Origin of the sequence: Bacteroides sp. f07 (assembly GCF_042854785.1) — a bacterium.
In the GTDB taxonomy this organism is placed as follows: domain Bacteria; phylum Bacteroidota; class Bacteroidia; order Bacteroidales; family Bacteroidaceae; genus Bacteroides.
Genome location: NZ_BAABXI010000003.1, coordinates 1,076,842 through 1,096,181, shown reverse-complemented (window position 1 = coordinate 1,096,181; position 19,340 = coordinate 1,076,842). Strand labels below are relative to the sequence as shown.

Here is a 19,340-nt window from a genome sequence, read left to right as displayed (position 1 = left end):
GATGAAAGTGAGAATTATTTTATTGGCTCTTATTTCTTTTTGTTTCCTGAGTGTAAATGCCGCTGATAAGCAAAAGAATCAACCGGTAAACGACAGAACACAGTGGGCTGATTTGTGTTATAAAATAGCGCAACCCATTTTGGAGAATATGAGCAAGGGAGAGTTGCAGAAAAACATGCAACTGGAGTTGAGTCCTACATGGGACGGAAGAGATAAACGAGTAGCTTACATGGAAGCATTCGGACGGCTGATGGCGGGCATTTCTCCCTGGCTGGAACTGCCGGACGATGATACAGCAGAAGGAAAGCAGCGCAAACAGTTGCGTGAGTGGGCTTTGAAGGCTTATCAGAACGCTGTTGACCCACAGAGTCCGGATTATCTGTTGTGGAAAGGACACCAGCAGCTTTTGGTAGATGCCGCTTATCTTGCAGAGAGCTTTATCCGTGCTCCGAAGGCGACTTGGGAGCGATTAGACGCTGCGACAAGAGAGCGTTATGTTGAATGTTTCAAGAAAGTGCGTGTGATTCGTCCCGCATATAATAATTGGTTGCTGTTCCGCGATATGGTAGAGGCTTTTCTGCTTTCTGTCGGTGAAGAGCCCGATGGCTATGCCTTGACTACCGGTCTTAATAAAATAAATGAATGGTATCTTAGTGACGGGTGGTATTCGGACGGAGCGGAGTTCTCGTTGGATTATTATAATTCTTTCGTGATCCATCCCATGTATGTCGAGATACTGGAGACGTGTAGTGCAAACCGTTTTCCTACTCCAATCAGTTATAAGTTGGCGATTAAGCGTATGCAACGCTTCAATACTTTCATAGAACGTCTTATTTCTCCGGAAGGGACATTCCCAGCTTTCGGACGTTCTGTGGTCTATCGTATGGGGGCATTCCAATCGTTGGCATTGGCTGCCTGGAAATATGGTCTTCCCGAGGGGCTGACCAACGGGCAGGTACGGAGTGCATTAAGTGCAGTCATGAGAAATATGTTTTCAGTAGATGGAAACTTTGATGACAAGGGATTTCTGGCGCTTGGTTTTGCGGGACATCAGCCGGACTTGGCGAATTATTATACCAATAATGGTAGTTTGTACATGACTTCACTCGTCTTCTTGCCTTTGGGACTTCCTGCCTCGCATCCTTTCTGGAGTGACCCCGCTGAAGAATGGACATCTCAAAAGGCATGGGCGGGCAAAGCTTTTCCGATTGACGGACACCATTCGCTAAAAAACTAAGCGTATTTATCGGAATGAGATAAGTATATATCGACCTTTACAACAAGCATAAAAAAAGAAGTGATGTTACCCCCGTCATTACCCGTGTAAAACGGGTAATGACACATCCTTCTTTTTACATATGATTTGCATATAAGGATTTAGCTTTATTCTTCCGAACTCTGCAACATCTGGAACAACTTATCCAGTTTCGGAGCCATGATAATCTCCGTACGCCGGTTCTTGCTTCTGCCTTCGGCTGTTTCATTATCATCGACAGGCATATATTCACCGCGTCCGCTAGGCTGTATCTGCAACGGATTCACATGATAATTCTTAATCAGGATACGGACAACAGAGGTGGCGCGAATCACACTCAAATCCCAGTTATCTTTGAACTGCACTGTGTTGATAGGCTTGTTATCCGTATGTCCTTCGATGAATACGTCAATATCCGTCTGCTTGTTCAAGACTTCGGCCAACTTGCCAAGCGCTTCTTCACCACGTTTGTCCAAACGGGCGCTTCCCGACTGGAACAGTAACTTGTCCGACATTGCCACATATACTTTTCCGTCTTTCTCGCGAACGGTCAGTTCTTCACTGCTGAATCCTAATAGCGCATCCTTTACGCTGCTCAACAGTTGCTGCACTTTCTCGTTTTGCGCGTTAATCATCTGTTGCAGTTCGTTGATGGTACGTTCTCTTTCGTTCAGTTCATTCTTCTTTTGGTTCAACAAGGCATTCAGTTTCTCCTGTTCGGTCATGTTCACGTTCAGCATGCTTTGATACTGACGGATACTGTTTCCCATTCTTGTCGTATCACGCAGAAGATTCTTGATTTGTGCCGACATTTGAGCGTTTGTATGACGGCAGTCGGTCAATAATCCTTGCAGACTATCTTTGCTTGCGGTGGCTGCCATTTCTGCAAGCATGAATTTCTTTTTCGTCACACACGAAGTACATAACAGTAGCGTAAATAGAGTAAATAGAGTAATTTTCTTCATTGTGTTTTATGTTTTAAAGAGTATGGATAATCAACGTTGCAGAAATTCGCAGAGCTTCTGCACAGCTAACGCACGATGGCTGATTTGGTTCTTTATATCATTTCCCAGTTCGGCAAAAGTCTTGTCGTAACCCTCCGGTTTGAATATGGGGTCGTATCCAAAGCCCGAATCCCCCCGTTTTTCCTTGATTATTTCGCCTTTTATCACTCCTTCGAAGAGATATTCTTTTCCGTCCAGTATCAGTGATATCGCGGTGCGGAATTGCGCCTTGCGGTTCTCCTTTCCTTCAAGGTCATGGAGTAGTTTGAGCATATTGGCTTGTGCGTCGTGCCCTTCTCCGCCTGCGTAGCGTGCGGAATAAACTCCGGGAGCTCCGTCGAGGGCCTCTACTTCCAGGCCGGTGTCATCGGCGAAGCAATCTAAACCGTAGTTGTTAAAGATAAAGGAAGATTTCAACAGGGCATTTCCTTCCAGCGTATCAGCCGTTTCGGGAATGTCCGTATGGCAGTCGATATCATTCAGGCTTAACAGTTCTATCTGCTCACCTAATATGGCGGCCACTTCTTCCAGTTTATGAGCATTGTTGGTAGCAAATACAAGTTTGCGTTTCATCATATTGTTTCTTGTTTTAGCAAAGTTATCCGATAGTTGTTCCAATCAGTTATTTCACTTTCAGTTTGTCAAATCCTTCACCATATACTCCGATAACGGAACTTTGTGAGATAAAGGCATTCGGGTCGATGCGTTTCACCAGGCGGAAGATGTCGAGCGACTGGCGTTTCTTTGCCAATACGACGAGTACTTTTACATTGTTCTTGCTATACCATCCGGTGCCGTCGAGTACCGTTACTCCGCGGTCGGCGTCTTTGATGATGCGGTCGGCTATTTCGTCGTATTTCTTTGAGAAGATGAAGAACTGCACCGATTGGCGGGCACTGTTGATGATCCAGTCAAGCACAACGCCGATGATAAACAGCGTGACAAAACCGAAGATGACACGGCGCCAGTCGTGGAATATAAAGTAGCAGGAACTGATGATGAATACATCACAAATCATAATCATTCGGCCGAGTGACACGTCTTTATACTTGTTGACGATGGCGGCGATAATATCCGTTCCACCGGTACTTCCGTTGTAGTTGAAAGTAATGCCCAAGCCTACACCACACATGGCTGCGCCGATGATACAAGCCATAAAGTCCTGTCCTGCGCCGAGCAACAGCGGTTTGCCGTCCGGTGTCATATCCGGTGCTACCACATAATTGTTTACTATTAATTGAAAAAGCCAAAGCAAAAAGGTCAGTACAAAGATGGCATAGGTGGTCTTTATGCTGAATCGCGGGCCTAATATCTTGATGGCAAATGTCATCAGGATTGCATTGATAATAAAATACGACCATTGGATTGGAAATCCTGTCGCGTAGTAAATGATAGCTCCGATACCGGTGGTACCCCCTGTTGTTATCTGGTAGGGTAGCAGAAATGCCGCCCATCCCAAAGAATAACTTATCAATCCGAGAGTGATATAGACATAGTCTTTCACTTCTCTCATTATTTCCGCTTTTGCCGGTTTATGCATAGGGTTTATGATTATTTCAGTCACGGATTACACGGATTTCACGGTTCTGAATTGACTGTAAAAACTAACAACCGTGTTATCCGCGTAATCCGTGACTGATTTGTTTTATACTACAACGTTTACAATCTTCTTCGGAACAACGATAATTTTTTTCGGAGTTTTGCCTTCAATCCATTTCTGCGAACGTTCGTCGGCCAGTACTGCTGCTTGGATAGTTTCCGAAGCTTCATCTGCCGCAAATTCCATGTTGAAGCGTGCCTTTCCGTTGAAAGAGATAGTGTAGTTGATGGTATCTTCTTTCAAATATTCTTCGTTGTATGCAGGCCACTCGGCGTCACATATGGAAGTCTCGTGTCCGAGTACGTCCCACAACTCTTCGCAAACGTGCGGAGCGAAAGGAGCGAGCACGATAACCAGTTGTTCGAGTACTTCTTTCTTGTTGCATTTCAGGTTGAAGAGTTCGTTCACACAAATCATGAATGCGCTGACAGAAGTGTTGTAAGAGAACTGTTCGATGTCTCCCGTCACTTTCTTAATCAGTTTGTGAAGACTCTTCAATTCTTCTTTAGTTGCCGGTTCGTCCTTTACCAGATATTCGTCCGTGCGACTGTAGAACAGTGACCAGAATTTGCGGATAAAGCGGTGTACACCGTCGATACCGTTCGTATCCCAAGGTTTGGATTGTTCTACCGGGCCGAGGAACATTTCGTACATACGGAGTGTGTCCGCACCGTATTTTTCCACAATCATATCCGGGTTGACAACGTTGAACATGGACTTGCTCATCTTTTCAACCGCCCATCCGCAGATATATTTTCCGTCTTCAAGAACGAACTCTGCTGTTTTGTATTCGGGACGCCATGCCTTGAATGCTTCCAAATCAAGTATATCATTAGATACGATGTTTACGTCTACGTGAATAGGAGTCACCTCGTATTGATCTTTCAGATTCAGTGAAACGAATGTATTGGTATCTTTGATACGATATACAAAGTTACTGCGGCCTTGAATCATACCTTGGTTTACTAGCTTTTGGAACGGTTCTTCCATGACAGACACACCTGTGTCGTGCAGGAACTTATTCCAGAAACGGGAGTAAATCAGGTGTCCGGTGGCATGTTCCGTACCACCTACGTAGAGGTCTACGTTCTTCCAGTACTGGTCTATTTTCGGGTCAACCAGTGCTTTATGATTGCGTGGATCCATATAACGCAGGTAATAAGCGGAAGAGCCGGCGAATCCCGGCATCGTATTCAGTTCCAGAGGGAAGATGGTCACGTTGTCGATTTTTTCGTTGTCTGTGATACATTTGTTCACTGTATCCCAAGCCCATTTGGTGGCGTGTCCCAATGGCGGTTCACCGGTTTCGGTAGGCAGGAACTTGGCAACTTCCGGAAGTTCCAGCGGCAGGCAGCTTTCATCAATCATGTAAGGCATTCCGTCCTTGTAATAAACAGGGAACGGCTCGCCCCAGTAACGTTGGCGTGAGAAGATGGCGTCGCGCAGGCGATAGTTCACCTTTACACGTCCCAGGTTATGCTCTTTCACATATTGTTTTGTCTTTTCAATCGCTTCTTTGATAGTCAGTCCGTTCAGCGAAAGGTCACAGTAAGGAGTGACATCCGGACGCGGAGAGTTGCAGACGATACCTTCTTTGGCATCGAAACTTTCTTCGCTGACATCGCAACCTTCTACCAACGGGCGGATTTCCAGTCCGAAATGTTTGGCAAACGCATAGTCGCGGCTATCGTGGGCGGGTACAGCCATGATGGCTCCCGTTCCGTATCCTGCCAATACGTAGTCACTAATCCAGATGGGCACTGCTTCACCCGTGAACGGATTGATGGCATACGAACCACTGAATACACCCGTAACACTGCGGTCGGCGATACGCTCGCGTTCCGTACGTTTTTTGGTACGGTCGAGGTAAGCGTCTACTTCTGCTTTCTGTTCGGGAGTGGTTAATTGCGCCACCAGTTCGCTTTCCGGCGCCAATACCATAAAGGTAACGCCGAACATCGTGTCTGCACGGGTAGTAAAGATGGTAAATTCGAGGTCGCTGTCTTTCACTTTGAATTGAACTTCGGCACCTTCCGAACGTCCTATCCAGTTTCTTTGGGTTTCTTTCAGAGAATCTGTCCAGTCGATGGTATCCAGTCCGTCAAGCAGGCGTTGCGCGTAAGCAGATACACGCAGGCACCACTGGCGCATCTTCTTCTGAACAACGGGGAAACCGCCACGTTCGCTGACACCGTCCACTACTTCGTCATTGGCCAATACCGTTCCTAATTCGGCACACCAGTTTACCATTGTCTCACCCAGATAGGCGATACGGTAGTTCATCAGGATTTCCTGTTTCTCCTTTTCACTTTTTGCGTTCCATTCGTCGGCGGTAAAACTGATTTCTTCGCTGCAAGCGGCATTCAGCCCTTCGTTTCCGTAGATGGCGAAGGCCTTTTCCAGTTCCTCGATAGGACGTGCCTGTTGTTCGTCATTGCAATAATAGCTGTTGAACATCTTTTGGAAAGCCCATTGTGTCCAGTGGTAATATTCCGGGTCGCAAGTACGGATTTCACGGTTCCAGTCGAAAGAGAAACCTATCTTGTCCAATTGCTCGCGGTAGCGGTTGATATTATTGATGGTAGTGATTGCGGGATGTTGTCCGGTCTGGATGGCATACTGTTCAGCGGGCAGGCCGTAAGCATCGTATCCCATCGGATTGAGTACATTGAAGCCCTGCAGTCGTTTGTAACGGGCGTAAATATCCGAAGCGATGTATCCCAGCGGGTGTCCTACGTGTAGGCCGGCTCCTGACGGGTAAGGGAACATGTTTAGTACATAAAATTTTTGCTTCGAATCGTCTTCCGTAACTTGGTAGGTTTTCTCTTCCACCCACCTTTTCTGCCACTTCTTTTCAATTTCTCTGAAATTGTACTCCATAGTGATAAAGTTTTTATTTATAGTGATTTATACTGTATATTTCATTTTGAGGCACAAATTTACGTGTTTATTTTCAGATAACCACGTTTTACCTATTGACTTTCTCGTTTTTATTTCGTATATTTGGAATCAAATAAAACAGAAAATAGAATATGAAATATATAAATATTATTACATGTATTCAATAGGTTAGAGGTGCGTAATGCACTATGAGGATAACGAATGGGCAAGAAACTGTGAAGGTTCTTGCCCATTTTTGTTGCAATAATTCTATTTCATCCATCGAAAGCGTCTAAAAATAGTTTATAATAAACTTGGATACCGTTTATAATAAACTGTTTCATTATTTATTATAAACTCGAAGTAAGTTTATGCAGTTTCGGGCGTAAAGTGTAAAGAAGAGGGAGTGCTTGCTATTTAAAAAAGGAAATATTTGATAAACAAAACGTACATGAAAAGGAAGCTGTAATGGTTGACGTATTATTTTACAATATACAGTTTATACATTGTCTTTTTCTTCCTTCTCTATCATCTTGTCATAATATGCCATACATACGGCACATTTCCGGATAGTCACTTCACGTAACACCTCTGTTCGTACCGGCATATACTCGTATTTTTATTTATATGGAGGATTTTTTGCACATATATTCTCAATTCCCCGTATCTTTGCACCCTATTAAAAAACATTACCGTCATCTATGGAATTGAAGCATGGATATTATCATCTGATTGCTATACTTGTAGTTGCTGTCTGGGGACTGACCTTCATATCGACCAAAGTATTGATTAATCACGGACTGACCCCTCAGGAAATATTCTTCTATCGTTTTCTCATTGCTTATCTGGGCATTTGGGTAATTTCTCCCAAACGTCTGTTTACGAGTAGTTGGAAAGACGAACTTTGGTTGATGGCAGGAGGTCTTTTCGGCGGTTCACTCTATTTCTTTACAGAGAATACAGCTTTAGGCATTACGCAAGCGTCGAATGTCGCCTTTATCATTTGCACAGCTCCTTTGCTTACCACCATCCTTTCCCTTCTCTTTTATAAGAGTGAAAAAGCCACCAAAGGTTTGATTTATGGTTCCATATTAGCTTTAATCGGAGTGGGACTGGTGGTTTTCAACGGTAGTTTTGTGCTTAAATTATCTCCGGTAGGGGATTTGCTGACTTTACTTGCCGCCCTGTCGTGGGCATTTTATAGTCTGGTGATAAAGAAAATGACAGGGCGTTACCCTACGGTATTTATCACCCGTAAGATATTCTTTTATGGAGTATTGACCATACTTCCCGCCTTTCTGCTTCATCCGCTGCAACCGGATTTTGATGTACTTTTAAAGCCGGTGGTATTGTCCAATCTCCTGTTCTTGGCGGTTCTTGCTTCTTTAATCTGCTATATTCTCTGGAATGTGGTTTTGAAACAGTTGGGGACGATGCGGGCTTCCAATTATATCTATTTGAATCCGCTTGTTACGATGGTGGCTTCGGTACTCATTCTCCACGAGCAAATTACGTGGATTACTTTGATGGGAGCGGCTTGTATTATATTGGGAGTTTATCTGGCAGAAAAGAAATAGGAGAATATGACTTCTAATGGGAAGTTTAGAATAAATAATGATATTGTGTTCCTAAGAATTTCCGGATCTGTTTCAGTGCTTTCGTAATTTGCGCCTCTACTGTTTTAACGGATATGTCCATTGATTCTGCAATTTCCTGATTTGTCAGATTTTTCGTACGGCTTCTCAGAAACACTTCACGGCATTTGTCGGGAAGCGAGAGGATAGCTTCCTGAATCAGATTGTTCAGTTCTTCTGTTTCCAGTGAATCGGTGACGTTTACTTGTGGGGTATCCTGCCCGTTGATATCATCCAGTGATACAGTAGCCTTTCTATCCCGTATGGCGTTCAGGCATCTGTTTTTGGCAGCCTGGAAAAGATAAGCCTTGAAAGTGAGCCTGATCTCAAGTTTTTTCCTGTTCTCCCATACCGACACGAAGATGTCACTTGCTATATCTTCCGCTTCTTGGGTATCCCCTAAATACAGATACATAAAACGGCAAAGAGCTGTGAAATAAGTATCAAAGATATACTTGAACGCCTGTTTATCATCATTCTTTATTAATTGTAAAAGGAAGATATCGTCCATAGTGTTTGTAGTTAGGTTAGTAGAATGTTGCAAAGTTAAAGAATATTTTTTTAGTAGAAACTAAAAAAAACGCTTTTCTGAATAAGGGTATGATTCGTTTTTTGTGTCATAGTATCGGTAACAGTTAAAAAAGACAGCGAAGCATGAAAAAAGAAATACCTTGGGAGCTAATCATTTCCGACTTGAAACAGGACATATCCGATGCTGGCAAAAAGCAGTTGGAGGAGTGGTTGTCTGCCGCCGAAAACCGGGAAGTGTATGAAGAACTACGGGGAGTTTGGGAAAAGGTACGTGCAAAGGTTATCAGTTATACGCCGGACTTGGATTTCTACTGGAAAGAGTTGATGCAGCGTATGGAGAAGTGTGAAGAGGCTGAACAGAGACAGGCTGAAGAACAGGAAAAAGCGGAAAGTAAAGTTGAAGTGAGTTTCAAGGACAAGGGACAATCCGTTCGTTTGTGGGTTTCCTCCCGTTTTCAGCGTTATGTGGCAGCTTGCATAGTTATAGCTGTTTTTCTTTCCGCTTCTTTATATATAGGTATAAAGATTGGGCAGCCGGAAATGGCCCAACAAACCTATTCCAACTGGGGAGGAAAATCGGAAGTAGCCTTACCCGATGGATCGAATGTATGGATTCATTCGGCCACTTCGCTGACTTACAATACAAACTATTATTCGAAAAACAGAAATGTACGTTTGAGTGGCGAGGCTTACTTTGATGTGGCACACGACAAGGATCATCCATTTGTAGTTGAAACCGAAGGAATGAAAATCACGGTACACGGAACAAAATTCAATGTAGAATCCTTTCCCGGTTCGGAAAATACATTTGTCAGTCTGAAAGAGGGTTCGGTTTCGTTGGAGACGAAGGCGGAAACGCGCTTTCTACGACCGGGAGAAGTGGGTACTTTCAATAAACGGAACGGGCGGCTTCAGATAGAAAAAGGAGATATCGAACTGGCTGTCTCATGGGCAAGTAACCAGATTGTATTTAAAAACAGACCTTTGAATGAGATTTGCCCTCTTCTTTCCAAATGGTATAATTTAGAGATACATCTGTCTCCCGAATTACAGGAACAGTATAGATACACATTTACTTTGCGACACGAACCATTGGAAGAAATTATGAGAATCATGTCGCGCATCCATCCTATCAACTATGAATTTAGTGATGAGAATGTGTTGACGATTTTGCCGAAACAGAAATAATAACAATGAAATCATTTTTTTATAAACCGGATTACAGCAACAATTCATAGGCTGACCCCCTGTTAAAGTGAGTGGTGTTGTAATCTAATAGTTAACTTTTAATATTTAATCATTATGAGCATTTTTTTAAAGGGCGCAGAGCAGATTCGCCGGATCTCATGGGGTATGATACTATTGTTGTCGGTGCTCTCATGGTGGTCTTGTAGCGACAATGATGATGCGGACGAACGTAGCGGCTGGGTAAGAGTCCTGCCGTTGGATCTGAGTTTCAATTCTTCCGGTGGAACAAAGGAAGTTTATCTGGTAGTGACAAAAGATGTCGAGTTGAGCGGACTGCAATGTGCAGTGGCGCAAAACGGGCAAGACTGGTGCACACTGGAGTTGAATGATAATTTGCTGAAGGTGACCGTAGATCCTACGTATTATGAAGAACCACGTGCAACAGTAGTCACCCTTTCTTACGGTGAGCTGACCAGAGAGATACCTGTCAGTCAGGAAGCTTCTTCCGGCTCTGCCGATGTGCAAATTACCGTAAGCAGTGCGACGGCTACCACAGAAGAAGTGGAATCGGAACAACGCGGCATTGTTTGTTCTTTTGACGGTGACTACACTTCTTACTTTAATTCCAAGTTTGGGGCATTCACCGATTGGCCTTTCCAGATTACCTATACGCTTGGGAACTGTACATCATTGGATTACATCATCTATCATCCCCGTACGGATAACGGTACAAAATATGGAGCATTCAATAAGTTTGATGTTCTGGTATCTACTGCGGCGCATCCCGAATTTGTCAAAGTGAAGTCTTTTGAGCTGGAAACCAACTATACGGCTGCTTCCGTACTGCAACTGGACGAGGCTGTAAAAGATGTGAAGAAAGTACGTTTCGACATTCACGCAGCTCACAATAACCGTATCAGTTGTGCTGAAATGGAATTTTTCCAGACCAGTGATAATAAATATGATTACCTTCAGATTTTTACAGATAACTCTTGTTCCGAACTTCGTGAGGGCATTACGGAGAAAGATATCAAGAAGATGCCGGGCGAAACATACAAGAAACTTGCTACTGCCCTGCTGGGCGGAACCTATAATCCGGAATTCAGAGTTGCCGAATACCGTCCCTATCAGAATCCGGGTATCATGGCTGCTGTCAACAAAACAGGGCCTTATAGCCTGCGGGACAACCCTACCGGCATTTATGTAGAGCAAGGAGAGGAGATTCTGGTATTGGTAGGTGATACTCACGGACAAAACATATCTATGCTAGTTCAAGATTTGAGTCTGGGATATAACAGCAGTAAATCTTATCCTCTTCTTCCCGGTGAGAATAAGCTGAAAATGGCTATTGGCGGTTTGGTTTATATTCAAAATATAACTAATGACAATATTCCGTTAGAGTTGAAGACAGAAGCGGATCAAAAAGCTGCTGCTGCCAAATCTGTAAAGATTCACTTCCCGTTCGGTAAAGTGAACGGCTATTTCGATGCACAGACCGGAACGCAGGCTCAATTTGAAGAAATGCTGCGTAATGCGAAGTGGCTGGACTTGGATGTACTGGGTAAATATGTACATGTCACCTGGACTGTACTTGATTACAAACAGGCCAATACTCCTATTTTGGATGTAATGAATTTATTGGACGAGGTAGTTCGTTTGGAGTGGGATTTCATGGGATTATTCAAATATAATAAGGAGTTCGGCAACCGTATGTACCTCCATGTAGAGCATAATGCCAAGAATCCTTATTCGGCTTCCAATCATACGGCTTATTTACCGAGTTATCGCGATGTATTCTGTACGGTGGAAGGAATGAAAAACCGTGTTTGGGTATTGGGACATGAAATCGGTCATGCCAACCAGACCCGTCCGGGATTGAAATGGTCGGGACTGACTGAAGTGACGAATAATATTCTTGCCAATTATGTAAGGACTTCTTTTGGAAAAGGTTCCCGCTTGATGGATAAGGATACCGGCGTGACTGTTTACGAAGAAGCTATCGCCCGGATTGTGACGGCTCAACAACCGCACTGTCTGAAGAATGCATCCGATGAATTTTATGTGAAACTTGCACCTTTCTGGCAGTTGAAACTCTATCTGATGGATGTATTGGGCAAAGAGGATTTCTACCGTGATTTGCACGAGCACTATCGCGTGACTCCCGATCTGGATACAACTACTGCTACGCAAGGTATCTTGCAACTGGACTTCGTACGTCAGGTATGTAATCTGGCAAAAGTGGATTTATTGGATTTCTTTGAAAAGTGGGGATTCCTTCGTCCTGTAGATCTTGTTATGAATGATTATGGAGACAAACATTTTACAGTGACCGATGAGCAGATTCAAGCACTGAAAAAAGAGATAGAAGCAAAAGGATATACGAAAGCTCCGGAAAACTTATATCTGATAACGGATGAAAATGTAAACGATTATAAATAACGCAGAAAGATGAATACTATCAAATATATCACTAATTATTCCTTGTGGCTGGCGTGTGCATTGTTTGCTGTCCTGTTTACAGCTTGCGACGATGATGAAACGCCAGCACTGAAAGTCAACCGTTTGGCAGTGGCCGACGTGGCAGAAGGCACTATTTCATTGATTGAAGGAGACACATACGCTACTACTGTTACTACTCTTCCCGCGGATGCGGTAGATGCCGGAGAATACGCATACCGTTATACGAGCGGCAATGAGAAGGTATTTACCGTAGATGAATCCGGTGTTGTTACGGCTACCGGAGTAGGTGAAGCCGTATTGAGCGTATGGTCGCTCAATAATACGGATTTATGGACTACCTGTCTGGTGAAAGTGGAGAAGCGTATTTATCCGGTTACTTCCATTACCGTGGCCGAAGCATACAAAGACTATTATGTCGCCATGGATCGTACAATCAAACTGGGTGAGACGGTAACGGTATTTCCGGAGAATGCTTCCAATCCTGATGTCATTTATCTGTCTTCGGATCCTGAAGTAGCCGAAGTCAATGAATACGGTGAAGTTTATACTAAGGGACTGGGGGATGCGACTATTACCATTAAATCTACCGATGGAAGCGAAGTTGCCGCTACTTGTAATTTCCATATACGGAATGTAGAATATACCGACTATCTGGTACGTACAGATTGGACTGTGGAGACTTCTCATCCTTGGGCTGCTGATAAAACCGCTGGTGGTAACCCTTTAAATATGTTTGATGATAATACGAAAAGTTCCATTCTTTTGGTGAAAGCAAATGGTAAAACATTTACTGATGCTAATAATGTAAAAATAACGGTTCCTGTTGGCGACGTAGTCTATTTCATTATTGATATGCAGACACCACAGACTTTTGACTTTTTTAAATTGACTCACCGAACGGATAATAATACTGACAACCTTCGTGTGAAGAAAGTGTCTGTTTACGGTAGCAACGATAATGAAGAGTTTACCGAAATTCTGAAAGGTGCCGATATACCGGTAGCCAAGACGATTAGTGATGTAATAGTCGACCTGCCGATGAAAGTAACTTACCGTTACTTCAAGATTACACTGGACGCATGGAGCAGTAACGGAAACACGATGCAGATATCAGAATTCAATATCGGTAAGATGAATTTTATGGCAAACGAATAAGGGGAAAGGCAAGCCTATGATATAATCAAAATATAAAATAAAACAAGGGGGAAGTTCCGTTTCCGGTTTTCCCCCTGCCAATCAAGTTTTTATTAACCGAGGAAAGTGGGTGAACATTAAAATCTGACCCATTTTAACACACCCTCCTTACAGTTAACTTTTAACATCGCAAAAATATGAATTTAAAAAAGCATTTTGCACTTTTGACGCTATTATTTTTTAGCGTTGTACTTTCTGCACAAGTAAAAGAGAAGATGATAACGATAAGCTTCTCGAAGATTCCATTGTCCGAAGCTATGGCGCGCATTGAAAAAACGAGCGGTTATACCTTCTTTTATGACGCAACACAAGTAAATGTAAAACAGGAAGTCAGCCTGAACGTGAAGCGGGTTCCTGTGTCCAAAGCAGTAGGGGAAATGCTGAAAGGCATTGACTTGTCATTTGAGGTGACAAGCACACAGATTGCTCTGTTTCCCAAAAAGAGCAGTCCGGCACAGACGGGCAAGGCGACTACAATCATCGGTAAGGTTGTAGACGAGAACGGTGAACCCATTATCGGAGCTAATGTTTTGGTAACAGGCACGACAACGGGTGTGATTACCGATATTGACGGTAACTACAAATTGGAAGCTCCTTTCGGCGCATCCCTTCAGGTATCGTATATCGGCTACACTACCCAAACGGTGAAAGCGGGACAGAAGTCTATCATTAAGATGACAGAAGACTCCAAGACACTGGAAGAGGTGGTTGTGGTAGGTTACGGTACGATGAAGAAGAAAGACCTGACCGGAGCAGTAGCATCCTTGAAAGCCAGTGACCTTGAGAAAGAACAGCCAAAGACCGTTCAAGACATGCTCCGTACGGGTGTAGCCGGACTTTCGGTAGGTATCGAGACCGATACGAAAGGTAACTCAAGCATGATGGTTCGCGGTAAGAACAACTTGCGTGCGACCGATAATGATAAATCTTCTCTTGAGCCGTTGATTGTACTGGACGGAGTCATCTATTCGGGACAAATGACTGATATCAACCCTAACGACATTGAACAGATAGACGTATTGAAGGATGCCAGTTCTACAGCCGTCTACGGTGCGAAAGCGGCTAACGGTGTTGTATTGATTACTACCAAAAAAGGATCGAACACGAAAAAGCCGGTTATCAATTTCAGTGGTACATGGGGACTTTCACTAGTCAATTCCTTGCCTGAAGTTTATGAAGGAGAAGATTTCATCAACTTCCGCCGTGATGTGGAAGTGAGCAAGAATCCTTCGAAAGCTGCTACCGGATATTTTAACAATCCGGCTAATATGTCCAATGTGGATTTGGCAAACTGGATGGGCAATGACAAGGGTGACCCGACAAGTATTTGGTTGACTCGTCTCGAATTTACCAATACGGAAGTGAACAACTATCTGGCAGGACGCCTTGTAGATTGGCGCGATGTCATTTATCAGGATGTAGCGTTACGTCAGGACTACACTGTCAGCGTAGCAGGAAAAAAAGATGAAATGTCTTATTATTCATCTATCAACTACCTGAAAAACGAGAGTAACGTACGTGGTGGTGGATATAGTGCTATCCGTGCACGTATTAATCTGGAGAACAAAATACAAAGTTTCCTTACCTACGGTGTAAACGCACAGTTTACTTCACGTGACGAAGGATATATCAGTAACTCGTCCGATAATTACAACTCTCTTTCTCCTTTCGGAAGCCTTTACGAAGACGACGGAGTGACTTTGAGACAATACCCCACCGGCAATAATAATCAAAGTAACCCGCTGATTGCTCCGGCTTTCCAAAACAAACGCAATGATATTGAGAACCTGAATGCAGCTCTTTATCTGAAAATCACTCTTCCGCTGGGATTCTCTATCCAGACAACTTATTCTCCGCGTTTTGAATGGACAAACTATCTCTTCCATAAAGCAGCCGCTTCTCCCGATGCCGGAAAACAGAACGGCCGTGTGGAACGTAAACATACGAAAGACTTTTATTGGCAATGGGATAATATGCTGAAATGGAACAAGACATTCGGCAAACATGCTTTTGACTTTACTTTCCTTGCCAACTGGGAGAAGTTCCAGCGTTGGCACGACGAGATGACGAATGAGAACTTCCTGCCTACTGACGAATTGGGATATGGAGGTATCGGCTTCGGAACAACTCCGAACGTATCCAGTGATGATATTTACCGTACAGGAGATGCATTTATGGGACGTCTGCATTATGTATATGACCAACGCTACCTGATTACCGCTACCGTACGACGTGACGGATATTCGGCTTTCGGACTTGCCAATCCGCGTGCCACTTTCCCGGCCATTGCGTTGGGATGGGTCTTCTCCGAAGAGAAATTCCTGCACCGTCCCGATTGGTTTGAATATGGTAAACTGCGTCTCTCATGGGGTAAGAACGGTAACCGTGCCGTAGGTACTTATGCTGCATTCATGCAATTGTCTCCACGTAAATACATCTATGTGGATCCGTCAACCGGCGAGTTGATTACCGCCAACACTTTCTACGCTTCTACCATGGCTAACCCCAACCTGAAATGGGAATCGACTACTTCATGGAATGCCGGTATGGACTTGACTTTCCTGCAAGGCAGACTGAGTGCCAGCGTGGATGTGTACAAGAAGATTACAACCGACCTGCTCGTAAGCCGTGAGTTGCCCAGTTTGATTGGTTATACCTCTGTTATGTCCAATATCGGTGAAGTACAGAATACCGGTGTCGAACTTTCATTGAACTCGACGAACATCAAGATGGATAAATTTACCTGGCGCACTTCTCTTAACCTCGCTTACAACAAGAACAAGATTACTCACTTGTACGGTATTATGGAAGACGTGAAAGATGCTGACGGTAATGTTATCGGCCAGCGTGAAGCGGACGATATCAAGAATAAGCGTTTCATCGGACATGATATTGATGAAATATGGGATTATAAAGTAGTGGGAATCTGGCAGGAAGAAGACCGTGAAGAGGCTGCCAAGTACGGACAGCAGCCGGGCGATGTCCATCTGTTGGATAAGGACATGAACTACAAGTACGACAATGACGACAAGGAATTTATGGGAACCAAGATGCCGCGGCTTCGTTGGAGTATGCGCAATGATTTCACGTTGTTCAAGAATCTCAATATCTCCTTCAATATGTACTCTTACATCGGGCATAAACAAAGTTTGGCGCGTTTTACCAACGACAATGCTTTGCTGAATGTAACGAATCAGATCAAGCGTGACTATTGGACACCGGAGAACCGTAATAACGAATATCCGCGACTGGCGAACAAGAAGCCGGCAGGAGTTTCATATTCGATTTATAAGAACGCTTCTTTCCTGCGTTTCGATAATATCTCTATCGGATATACTTTCCCGAAGAAGTTGATAGAACCGCTGAGAATCCAGAATCTGAACGTCAACGCGACGATGAAGAATGCGGGTTACATCTCCGGTTGGCCAGGTTATGACCCGGAAAACAGCGATAAGAATACCCCGAGAGTAATTTATTTTGGAATTAACTTGACTTTATAATATCTACAGACTGATGAAACTAAATAATAAGAGAACAGGCATTGCCTGTATGATTGGATTAGCTGTATTAGCAAGTAGTTGTTCGGATTGGCTGGATCCGAAGCCACTGTCATTCTATACGCCGGAAATATCATTTGCCGATTACAACGGTCTGAAGACCGGAACGGATATGTTGAACCGTGATGTCCGTTACTTTGACTTTTATCCTACGGCAGGCTCTGCCGACCCTTGTATCCTTTCCGAATATTTCTTCTCGGATATCAGTGTCAACGGACGTACGGATGCGGCAAATTCTCCGCAGGACTTGAAGCGGCAGATTACGCCCAGTGCTTCACTGACAGGAAACGGCAGTCAGATTAATAACTACTGGACTTATCTGTATAAAGGTATTAAAGATGCCAACACTCTGCTGACCCGTTCGGAGACAGCCCAGTTTGACAATGAAGACCAGCGCAGGGAAGTGGAAGGACTGGCTTGCTTCCACCGTGCGTATCGTTACTACCGGTTGGTGCATCAGTATGGCGATATCCCGTTCATCACGGAAGAAATCACCGGTCCCCGTTATGACTTTTACTCAACGAGGCGCGAAGCCATTTTGCGCTATTTGAAGAATGACTTGGATCGTACGGCTCCCTATCTCAAGAACAACGTTTATATCGGCATGGTGACTCAGGCTGCGGCTTACCACCTGTTGACAAAGATAAATCTTGCATTGGGTGAATTTGACGATGCTGTCGAATCGGCAAATAAAGTTATCAACGACGGAGTTCACCACTTGATGACAGAGCGTTTCGGTATCGATAAGGCCGACAATACCAAAAATGTTATTTGGGATTTGCATCAATCGGCCAATAAGTCATTGCCTGAGAATAAGGAAGTGCTCTATATGGTACTCGACCGTTATGATGCAGGTGAGGATATCCGTTCGACTGCCGGACTGGAAATCAAGCGTCAGGTATTGCCTTGGTTTGCAAAAGATGGAGAAATCAAGACACCCGATGGCAAGAACGGATTTACCGACAATGATGCCACGAAAAATCCTTATCTGGAGCAATATGGTCGCGGAGTATGTACGGCACGTTCTACGTGGTATCATACACATATGATCTGGACATTGGATGACACTGACCTCCGCCATGCTCCTGGCAATTGGATAGAAATGACCGACTTGAAGTATAATAATCCTGCACTCAAAGGTACGGAATGGTATGGACAACCAGTCCGTTTCAAGGACGACAACGGGAACATTCTGGTAAATGATACAATCCGCGACTGGGTGGGATGGCCGCATTATAAGACCAATATTGCCGACCAGAAGGATAAATGGTGGCGTGGCGGATGGGCCGACTGGTATATCTTCCGTATTGCCGAAACATATCTGCTACGTGCTGAGGCTTATATTTGGAAAGGTGATGCTGCCAGCCTTCAGAAGGCTGCCGACGATGTGAACGCGGTACGCCGCAGGGCGGGAGCCGATGAACTGGATGCCAGTCAGATGACAATCCGCATGATTCTTGACGAACGTGCCCGTGAACTTTATTATGAAGAACCGCGTAAGTCAGAATTGACCCGTATCGCATTCATCTATGCCAAGACCGGAAAGGCTGATGACAAAGGCCGTACTTATCGTTTGGACAATTTCTCCCAAAAGAATTTCTTCTACGACCATATCATGGATGTGACGGATTTTTATAACAAAGGGGTGAAAACACCGATTGGAAATGAATATACCATTGCACCTCATAACGTATTGTGGCCGATAGCGTTGAATGCTATCTCTACAAATGTTCAGGGGCATATCAACCAGACACCGGGATATGCTGGTTCGGAAAATAATATCGAGCCGTTGGATATTGATTTCAGCAAGTGATGATATTGGTTTACTGATGGGGTAATGTCCCGTTAGTCTTTAGTTTGTCGGGCATATATATCCACCGTAGTGGATATATATGCCTACCATGCTGAATATATAGATTCACCACGCTGGGTATATATATTCACCAAATGGCTTAATTATGTCCGGTATTTGGCGTATATTTGTATTCAGCCGGCCGGATATCGGAAGAAGAGCAACAGCACAACAACTCCCATAAT

The 19,340-nt window shown here is 44.0% G+C and carries 12 protein-coding genes and 1 pseudogene; 7 read left to right on the top strand and 6 right to left on the bottom strand.

The features are described 5' to 3' along the window. The first annotated feature begins 1 nt into the window (after window position 1). Entirely contained in the window at window positions 2-1,237 is a 1,236-nt protein-coding gene (locus tag ACGHVY_RS23870; protein WP_390602072.1) for a DUF2264 domain-containing protein, read from the top strand. 146 nt (window positions 1,238-1,383) lie between these two features. On the opposite strand, the gene ACGHVY_RS23865 is transcribed toward ACGHVY_RS23870, so the two are convergent. From ACGHVY_RS23865 to ACGHVY_RS23845, 5 genes and pseudogenes are all read right to left on the bottom strand, one after another. Continuing rightward, the gene (locus ACGHVY_RS23865) at window positions 1,384-2,220 is read right to left on the bottom strand and encodes an OmpA family protein (protein WP_390601990.1); all 837 of its coding nucleotides are present in this window, start codon (window positions 2,218-2,220) and stop codon (window positions 1,384-1,386) included. 30 nt (window positions 2,221-2,250) lie between these two features. Then, window positions 2,251-2,832, bottom strand: coding sequence for a non-canonical purine NTP diphosphatase (locus tag ACGHVY_RS23860; RefSeq protein WP_308744083.1), 582 nt, complete (start codon window positions 2,830-2,832; stop codon window positions 2,251-2,253). Window positions 2,833-2,881: 49 nt separating this feature from the next. After that, entirely contained in the window at window positions 2,882-3,799 is a 918-nt protein-coding gene (locus ACGHVY_RS23855) for a YitT family protein (RefSeq protein WP_308744056.1), read from the bottom strand. Window positions 3,800-3,904: 105 nt separating this feature from the next. Further along, window positions 3,905-6,739, bottom strand: coding sequence for a leucine--tRNA ligase (gene leuS / locus ACGHVY_RS23850; protein WP_390601989.1), 2,835 nt, complete (start codon window positions 6,737-6,739; stop codon window positions 3,905-3,907). A gap of 499 nt (window positions 6,740-7,238) precedes the next feature. Further along, window positions 7,239-7,358: pseudogene (locus tag ACGHVY_RS23845) on the bottom strand (toxin); the annotation flags it as partial. Between the two features lie 82 nt (window positions 7,359-7,440). On the opposite strand from ACGHVY_RS23845, the gene ACGHVY_RS23840 reads away from it, so the two are divergent. Further along, a complete protein-coding gene (locus tag ACGHVY_RS23840; protein ID WP_390601988.1) occupies window positions 7,441-8,316 on the top strand; it encodes a DMT family transporter in 876 nt (291 codons plus the stop codon). Window positions 8,317-8,341: 25 nt separating this feature from the next. On the opposite strand, the gene ACGHVY_RS23835 is transcribed toward ACGHVY_RS23840, so the two are convergent. Beyond that, a complete protein-coding gene (locus ACGHVY_RS23835) occupies window positions 8,342-8,884 on the bottom strand; it encodes an RNA polymerase sigma-70 factor (RefSeq protein ID WP_308744059.1) in 543 nt (180 codons plus the stop codon). Between the two features lie 143 nt (window positions 8,885-9,027). Here ACGHVY_RS23835 and ACGHVY_RS23830 point away from each other — a divergent pair, with 143 nt between their 5' ends. The 5 genes from ACGHVY_RS23830 (at window position 9,028) to ACGHVY_RS23810 (ending at window position 19,116) form a co-directional block, all read left to right on the top strand. Beyond that, on the top strand, window positions 9,028-10,092 hold the full coding sequence (locus tag ACGHVY_RS23830; protein WP_390601987.1) for a FecR family protein: 1,065 nt from the start codon (window positions 9,028-9,030) through the stop codon (window positions 10,090-10,092). Window positions 10,093-10,206: 114 nt separating this feature from the next. After that, window positions 10,207-12,531: a M60 family metallopeptidase gene (locus tag ACGHVY_RS23825; RefSeq protein WP_390601986.1), complete on the top strand. Its 2,325-nt coding sequence runs from the start codon at window positions 10,207-10,209 to the stop codon at window positions 12,529-12,531. Window positions 12,532-12,540: 9 nt separating this feature from the next. After that, window positions 12,541-13,707 carry a discoidin domain-containing protein gene (locus tag ACGHVY_RS23820; protein WP_308744062.1) on the top strand — a complete coding sequence of 389 codons (1,167 nt, stop codon included), beginning with the start codon at window positions 12,541-12,543 and terminating at the stop codon, window positions 13,705-13,707. Window positions 13,708-13,961: 254 nt separating this feature from the next. Then, window positions 13,962-17,246: a SusC/RagA family TonB-linked outer membrane protein gene (locus tag ACGHVY_RS23815; RefSeq protein WP_390601985.1), complete on the top strand. Its 3,285-nt coding sequence runs from the start codon at window positions 13,962-13,964 to the stop codon at window positions 17,244-17,246. A 13-nt stretch (window positions 17,247-17,259) separates the two neighbouring features. Continuing rightward, complete coding sequence (locus ACGHVY_RS23810; RefSeq protein WP_390601984.1) at window positions 17,260-19,116, top strand: RagB/SusD family nutrient uptake outer membrane protein; 1,857 nt, start codon at window positions 17,260-17,262, stop codon at window positions 19,114-19,116. Window positions 19,117-19,340: the final 224 nt, after the last annotated feature.

Coding starts and splice junctions, on each gene's coding strand:
- ACGHVY_RS23870 (WP_390602072.1), top strand. CDS start 2: ATGAAAGTGAGAATTATTTTATTGGCTCTTATTTCTTTTTGTTTCCTG.
- ACGHVY_RS23865 (WP_390601990.1), bottom strand. CDS start 2,220: ATGAAGAAAATTACTCTATTTACTCTATTTACGCTACTGTTATGTACT.
- ACGHVY_RS23860 (WP_308744083.1), bottom strand. CDS start 2,832: ATGAAACGCAAACTTGTATTTGCTACCAACAATGCTCATAAACTGGAA.
- ACGHVY_RS23855 (WP_308744056.1), bottom strand. CDS start 3,799: ATGCATAAACCGGCAAAAGCGGAAATAATGAGAGAAGTGAAAGACTAT.
- leuS (WP_390601989.1), bottom strand. CDS start 6,739: ATGGAGTACAATTTCAGAGAAATTGAAAAGAAGTGGCAGAAAAGGTGG.
- ACGHVY_RS23840 (WP_390601988.1), top strand. CDS start 7,441: ATGGAATTGAAGCATGGATATTATCATCTGATTGCTATACTTGTAGTT.
- ACGHVY_RS23835 (WP_308744059.1), bottom strand. CDS start 8,884: ATGGACGATATCTTCCTTTTACAATTAATAAAGAATGATGATAAACAG.
- ACGHVY_RS23830 (WP_390601987.1), top strand. CDS start 9,028: ATGAAAAAAGAAATACCTTGGGAGCTAATCATTTCCGACTTGAAACAG.
- ACGHVY_RS23825 (WP_390601986.1), top strand. CDS start 10,207: ATGAGCATTTTTTTAAAGGGCGCAGAGCAGATTCGCCGGATCTCATGG.
- ACGHVY_RS23820 (WP_308744062.1), top strand. CDS start 12,541: ATGAATACTATCAAATATATCACTAATTATTCCTTGTGGCTGGCGTGT.
- ACGHVY_RS23815 (WP_390601985.1), top strand. CDS start 13,962: ATGATAACGATAAGCTTCTCGAAGATTCCATTGTCCGAAGCTATGGCG.
- ACGHVY_RS23810 (WP_390601984.1), top strand. CDS start 17,260: ATGAAACTAAATAATAAGAGAACAGGCATTGCCTGTATGATTGGATTA.